At 60.2% G+C, this 5425-nt stretch carries 5 protein-coding genes; 2 read left to right on the plus strand and 3 right to left on the minus strand.

From position 1 onward, the window contains the following. Positions 1-491: 491 nt before the first annotated feature. Positions 492-2450: a leucine-rich repeat domain-containing protein gene (locus AC30NL_RS07445; RefSeq protein WP_489463375.1), complete on the plus strand. Its 1959-nt coding sequence runs from the start codon at positions 492-494 to the stop codon at positions 2448-2450. A gap of 200 nt (positions 2451-2650) precedes the next feature. On the opposite strand, the gene AC30NL_RS07450 is transcribed toward AC30NL_RS07445, so the two are convergent. From AC30NL_RS07450 to ku, 3 genes are read right to left on the minus strand one after another with little or no spacing between them, the layout of a single operon-like run. Beyond that, a complete protein-coding gene (locus tag AC30NL_RS07450) occupies positions 2651-2812 on the minus strand; it encodes a hypothetical protein (protein ID WP_489463376.1) in 162 nt (53 codons plus the stop codon). Positions 2813-2867: 55 nt separating this feature from the next. After that, positions 2868-3710 carry a tetratricopeptide repeat protein gene (locus AC30NL_RS07455; RefSeq protein ID WP_489463377.1) on the minus strand — a complete coding sequence of 281 codons (843 nt, stop codon included), beginning with the start codon at positions 3708-3710 and terminating at the stop codon, positions 2868-2870. Then, complete coding sequence (gene ku, locus AC30NL_RS07460; protein WP_489463378.1) at positions 3707-4642, minus strand: non-homologous end joining protein Ku; 936 nt, start codon at positions 4640-4642, stop codon at positions 3707-3709. The genes AC30NL_RS07455 and ku overlap by 4 nt, the downstream gene beginning before the upstream one ends. A 205-nt stretch (positions 4643-4847) precedes the next feature. Here ku and ligD point away from each other — a divergent pair, with 205 nt between their 5' ends. Next, positions 4848-5243, plus strand: coding sequence for a non-homologous end-joining DNA ligase LigD (gene ligD / locus AC30NL_RS07465; protein WP_489463379.1), 396 nt, complete (start codon positions 4848-4850; stop codon positions 5241-5243). The last annotated feature ends 182 nt before the right edge of the window (positions 5244-5425 follow it).

Here is a 5425-nt window from a genome sequence, read left to right on the forward strand (position 1 = left end):
ACGTGTCCGAGCAGCACGTCAAAAGGCGCCTGATCCAGGCGCAAAGCGCAGCCATAGCTTGGCTATGGCGAGCATTTGCAACGACGAGCAGGGGGCTTTTGACGTGATGAGCGGGCATGATCGAAAAACTCTCAGCCTCTGAGCGCCAAGTCGTGCGACGTGACTGACCAGTGCCTTGTGAGCTTCGCCCTATCGTGCAAGAGTTCGTTTGGCAATCGGGTCGACGACCCTATGGTGTTCATACTGTGAGAAGACGATCTTGTCTCTTTCTGCACTACTGCATGCCCTTCCCGAAGATCCCCCTCCCAGGCAACAAGATGCTTACGGGTCAAACCCCGGGGCCGTCGACCCATGCCAATCCGACATTGGGGCAGCAGATCGCCAGCCATCTGCCGTTGAAGATCAGGGAAAGAAAGCCCGAGGAGGCGGGACAATGCCCGCGGGCCTGCGTCCCAAGTTCACCTTCTATAACTTTACCGGTAGATAAGTGGATGTCTTTACCGGTCGATATATGGGGCGACATCGCAAAGCGCCTGGATCTGTCCGCTTGGAAGGCGTTACGCCAGGTCAGCAAGGCTACCCGTGCCGCTGTGCCCCCCGTGAAGGCCTTGGTGGTGCACACACGATACGACCTGATTTCGGCCCTAAAGCTAAGGGCGTTCGTAGAAGGTGCCATCACCAAACTGATCGCCAAAAACTGCCTCCTTGGTATCGCAGAGGTGCAAGCCCTGGCGGCTAACACCTCGATCACCTCGCTTGACCTGGCCTCCAGCAACATTGGGGATGCGGGCGCGCAAGCCCTGGCGGCCAACACCTCGATCATCTCGCTCGACCTGACCCGCAACCACATTGGTAGGGCGGGCGCGAAAGCTCTGGCGGCCAACACCGCGATCACCTCGCTCGACCTGGCACACAACAGGATCGAGGATGAGGGCGCGCAAGCTCTGGCGGCCAACACCACGATCACCTCGCTCGACCTGACAGAAAACGGGATCCATGATGGTGGCGCGCGAGCTCTGGCGGCCAACACCAAGATCACCTCGCTCGACCTGACCAAAAACCTCATTGGTATGGCGGGCGCGCATGCCCTGGCGGCCAACACCTCGATCACCTCGCTCAATCTGGCAGGCAACTTGCTCTTTGCTTTTGGCGCGCAAGCCCTGGCGGTCAACACCTCGATCATCTCGCTCGACCTGACCGAAAACTACATTGGGAATGCGGGCGCGCAAGCCCTGGCGGCCAACACCAAGATCGTCTCGCTCGACCTGACCACAAACCTCATTGGGGATGAAGGCGCGCATGCCCTGGCGGCCAACACCTCGATCACCTCGCTCAATCTGGCCTCCAACAAGATTGGCGCTGCGGGCGCGCGAGCACTTGCGGCCAACACCAAGATCACCTCGCTCAACCTGGCCTACAACAAGATCGGCGATGCGGGCGCGCAAGCCTTGGCGGCCAACACCAAGATCACCTCGCTCAACCTGGAACACAACTGGATCGGCGATGCGGGCGCGCAAGCCCTGGCGGCCAACACCAAGATCACCTCGCTCAACCTGGTCTACAACAACATTGGCGATGAGGGCGTGCAAGCCCTGGCGACCAACACCAGGATCACCTCGCTCAACCTGCAACACAACGACATCGGCGCTGCGGGCGCGCAAGCCCTGGCGGCCAACACCAAGATCACCTCGCTCAACCTGGAATACAACAAGATCGGCGCTGCGGGCGCGCAAGCCCTGGCGGCCAACACCTCGATCATCTCGCTCGACCTGACCAGAAACGACATTGGCGATGCGGGCGCGCAAGCCCTGGCGACCAACACCAAGATCACCTCGCTCAACCTGACCTCCAACAAGATTGGCGCTGCGGGCGCGCAAGCCCTGGCGACCAATACCAAGATCACCTCGCTCAACTTGGATTACAACAAGATCGGCGATGCGGGCGCGCAAGCCCTGGCGGCCAACACCACGATCATCTCGCTCGACCTTAACGGCAACAAGATCGGCGCGGCGGGCGCGCAAGCCCTGGCGGCCAACACCAGGATCACCTCGCTCAACCTGGAACGCAACTGGATTGGCGATAAGGGCGCGCAAGCCCTGGCGGCCAACACCAGGATCACCTCGCTCAACCTGGGGAACACCGACATCGGCGACAAGGGCGCGCGAGCCCTGGCGGCCAACACCAAGATCACCTCGCTCCACCTGTCGACCAACAACATCGGCGACAAGGGCGCGCGAGCCCTGGCGGCCAACACCAGGATCACCTCGCTCGACCTGTCCAACAACGACATCGGCGATGAGGGCGCGCGAGCTCTGGCGGCCAACACCAGGATCACCTCGCTCAAGTTAAGCAACTGCCGTATAGGCGAGGCAGGCTGGGCAGCTCTGGAAGCAGTCCGAGATCGCTTTGAAGTGCTGGAGTTATCCTATCTTCCGCACTTGACGACATGAAAGCTCGCCAAAGCGCTGTCGCAATTGAGCATTCCCGGGCGTGCCACCTGACCAATTTGGAACTTCGGCGCAGCAGGCGGAATCCGCTTGTATGCCGCGCCGTTGCTCGCTTTGCGCCGATCGGCAGCGCTCACAACTGCGGAATCCAGGGTTATGACAATGACTGTCGAGATAGTGGGTTGTGAAGCGGTAAGACGCAGCTACTTATCGTAGTCGCTCCAGAAACGCCCGCTGGCTTCGTCCTTCAGCGAGAAGTCAGTGATGCCGCAGTTCCTCAAGTCCGCCGTGTCGTGCATGTCAGAGAGAAGCCCGGTGAGCTGCACTTTAAGGTCGGCATCGTCACCGTAAGGAACCATCTTCATGCCCTTGCATTCGCTTGTCCGGTCTAGCTCTAGCCGGTCGTCCACAGGAAATGGTTCATCGCATCAAACGACGGTATGCGCTGAAATGGCGCAGGGCTTTCTGTAAATCCCCGGACCTTTCGTACAACCTCGCCGCGTTGAAATGCGCGTTGGCCAGATCGGGCGACAGATCCAGGCACGCCTCGTAGCTGGCCAGGGCTTCTTCTGCACGCCCCAAGTCCTCCAGTGCGATGGCGCGGTTGAAATGCACGGCCGGTGCGCACAGGCAGTATTGAAGCGCTTCATCGCAGAGCTCCACCGCCTCCTCGCATCGCCCCGCATCGCATAGCAATGCGCCCAGATTCATGTATGCGTCGGCGTAGTCGGGTGCCAATGCCAAGGCTTGTCGATAGGCGGCCTCCGCGGCGTCCTTGTCCTTCGGCTCGACATCCTCGCCGTGCGCGAACCACGCACTCGCGTCTTTGACGGGCGGGACAGCTTGCTGTGGCTGCCGCTGAAGAAACATCACGGTCGCGCCTTCTGCTGCTGGTGCAACTTCGAAGTCGATCAGAAGCTGGCCGGACTCTGCACATCGATGCGCACCCCCTTCGCGAACAGCGACGTCGTTGCCCACCGCAGTGATGCGCAGCCCCGTCAAAGGCAATTCCGCGGGCAACGTCGACTTCAAGTATTGAAGCGAGCGAAGAATCTTTCGCGATGGAATGCGGGCGGCCTGCAGGCCGTAGGCTGTCTTGAGCAGCACGACATCCTGGAAGGTGAAGCGATATTCGTTGCGCGGCCCGCGCGTGGGCGACACGAAGCCTGCGCCGATGAGTCCGGTGATGACCCCGCGGGAGATGCCCAGAATGTCCTGGATGCTGCGCAGGGTGTAGGACGTCCCCACAAGCTCTTTCGTCACTTCTTTGCTCGAGAGCGGGCGGGTGCAGCGGCTGCCGCGGCTTCCTCAAGCTTATTGGAGCGCAGCGCCCCCTTGCGCTCCTTCGTGGCGGGAATCTCGCTCACCTTGGCCGGCGTCTTCGCCGCACGAGCGGGAGCAGGCTTGGCCTTGGTGTCTGCCTTGCGGCCGAGGCTTGCCTGCAAGGCCTGCATGATGTCGATGACCTGGGCGCTGCCAGCGTCTTCGGGATGCTCTGTCGCGACGACTTGCTTGCCCTGAATCTTGTCGTCGATGGCGGCGAGGATGCGCTTCTTCTCTTCGTCTTCGAACTGCTCAGGGTCGTAGGTGTCCGCAGAGATCTGATCGATGAGTTGCAGCGCGAGCTTCAGTTCGCCCTGGGAGACATCGACCTTTTCGATGTCGAGGTCCTTGAGAGATCGCACTTCGTCGGCGTAGAGCAGTTGCTGCAAAACCAAGCCGTCGTCCGCCGCTCTGACCTGCACCACGTATTGCTTGCCCTTCCACGCCCATTTGGCCAGTGCGCAGCGTCCGCTTTGGCGCATGGCCTCCATCAAAAGCGCGTAGGGTTTGCCGCCGCGCTTGTCAGGTGCGAGGAAATACGCCTTGTCGTAGAAGATCGGATCGACGGCCTTTTCGGGAATGAACGCCACGATGTCGATGGCATGACTTGTCCCTTCCTGCAGTGCCTTCAATTCCTCGGGGCTGAAGAGGACATAGCGGTCCTTTTCGAATTCGTAGCCCTTGACCATCTCGGATCGATCGACGACCTTCTGGGTGGTCTCGGAGATGTACTGCTGCTTGACCCGGGAGCCCTCCTTCGTGAGAAGGTTGAAGCTGACGCTGGCCGAACTTTCGGTGGCCGAGTAGAGTTTGACCGGAATGGACACCAAGCCGAAACTCAGCGTCAGTGAAGCGAGGGAGCGCGCGGCCATAAGAACCTCCTCGGCACAGGGCGTTGGAAAACCGGACGAAGCGCCTTTGGCGGGGCCTCTGAGTCCTGGATCATGGGCAATCCCAGTACCCGATTCGCAGTGAGGGCGAATTTACCGCTGCGCCGGCTCGCGTTGAATGCGCGCACGGGCGCGGCCGCTCGCGACGACCCACTTGGCACCACCCCTTTCAAGGTCCTTGAAAGGGGTGCCACTTGGCCCTTATTCGGCCAAGCGAGACTTCAAGGTCTATGACGTGATAGTGGGCCATAGCTTGGCTATGGCGAGCATTCGCAACGACGAGCAGGGGGCTTTTGGCGCGATGAGCGGGCATGATCGAAAAACTCTCAGTCTCTCAGTCAAGGTGTCCAATCCTGAACGAGTGATCGACCCGTCGACAGGCCTCACCAAGCTCGACCTGGTCCGCTACTACGAGAGCATTGCCGAGTGGATGATTCCGCACCTGAAGGGAAGACCCGTGTCCCTCGTGCGCGCTCCATCGGGCATTGCAGGCCAGCAGTTTTTCCAGAAGCACGATGACAAACTCAGCATCCCTGGACTGCGGGAACTTGATCCGGCGCTGTGGGAGTGTTATGTCCGTTGATATCCGAGGCGATCTGAGGGGGTGACGTCCCGGTGTTCTTGAGGGCGATGTGTTGAGATCGGCACCTTGCTCAGCTTGGGAACCGCGCCCAAACAAGATAGGCCAGTGATCCTTTGTTATCGTGGGTTTACGAGTCCAACACGAAACAAAAAAGCACCGGCCTATGAAGCGAATTTTAGCGA

Origin of the sequence: Rhizobacter sp. (genome assembly GCA_021153565.1) — a bacterium.
Classification (GTDB): domain Bacteria; phylum Pseudomonadota; class Gammaproteobacteria; order Burkholderiales; family Burkholderiaceae_C; genus Albitalea.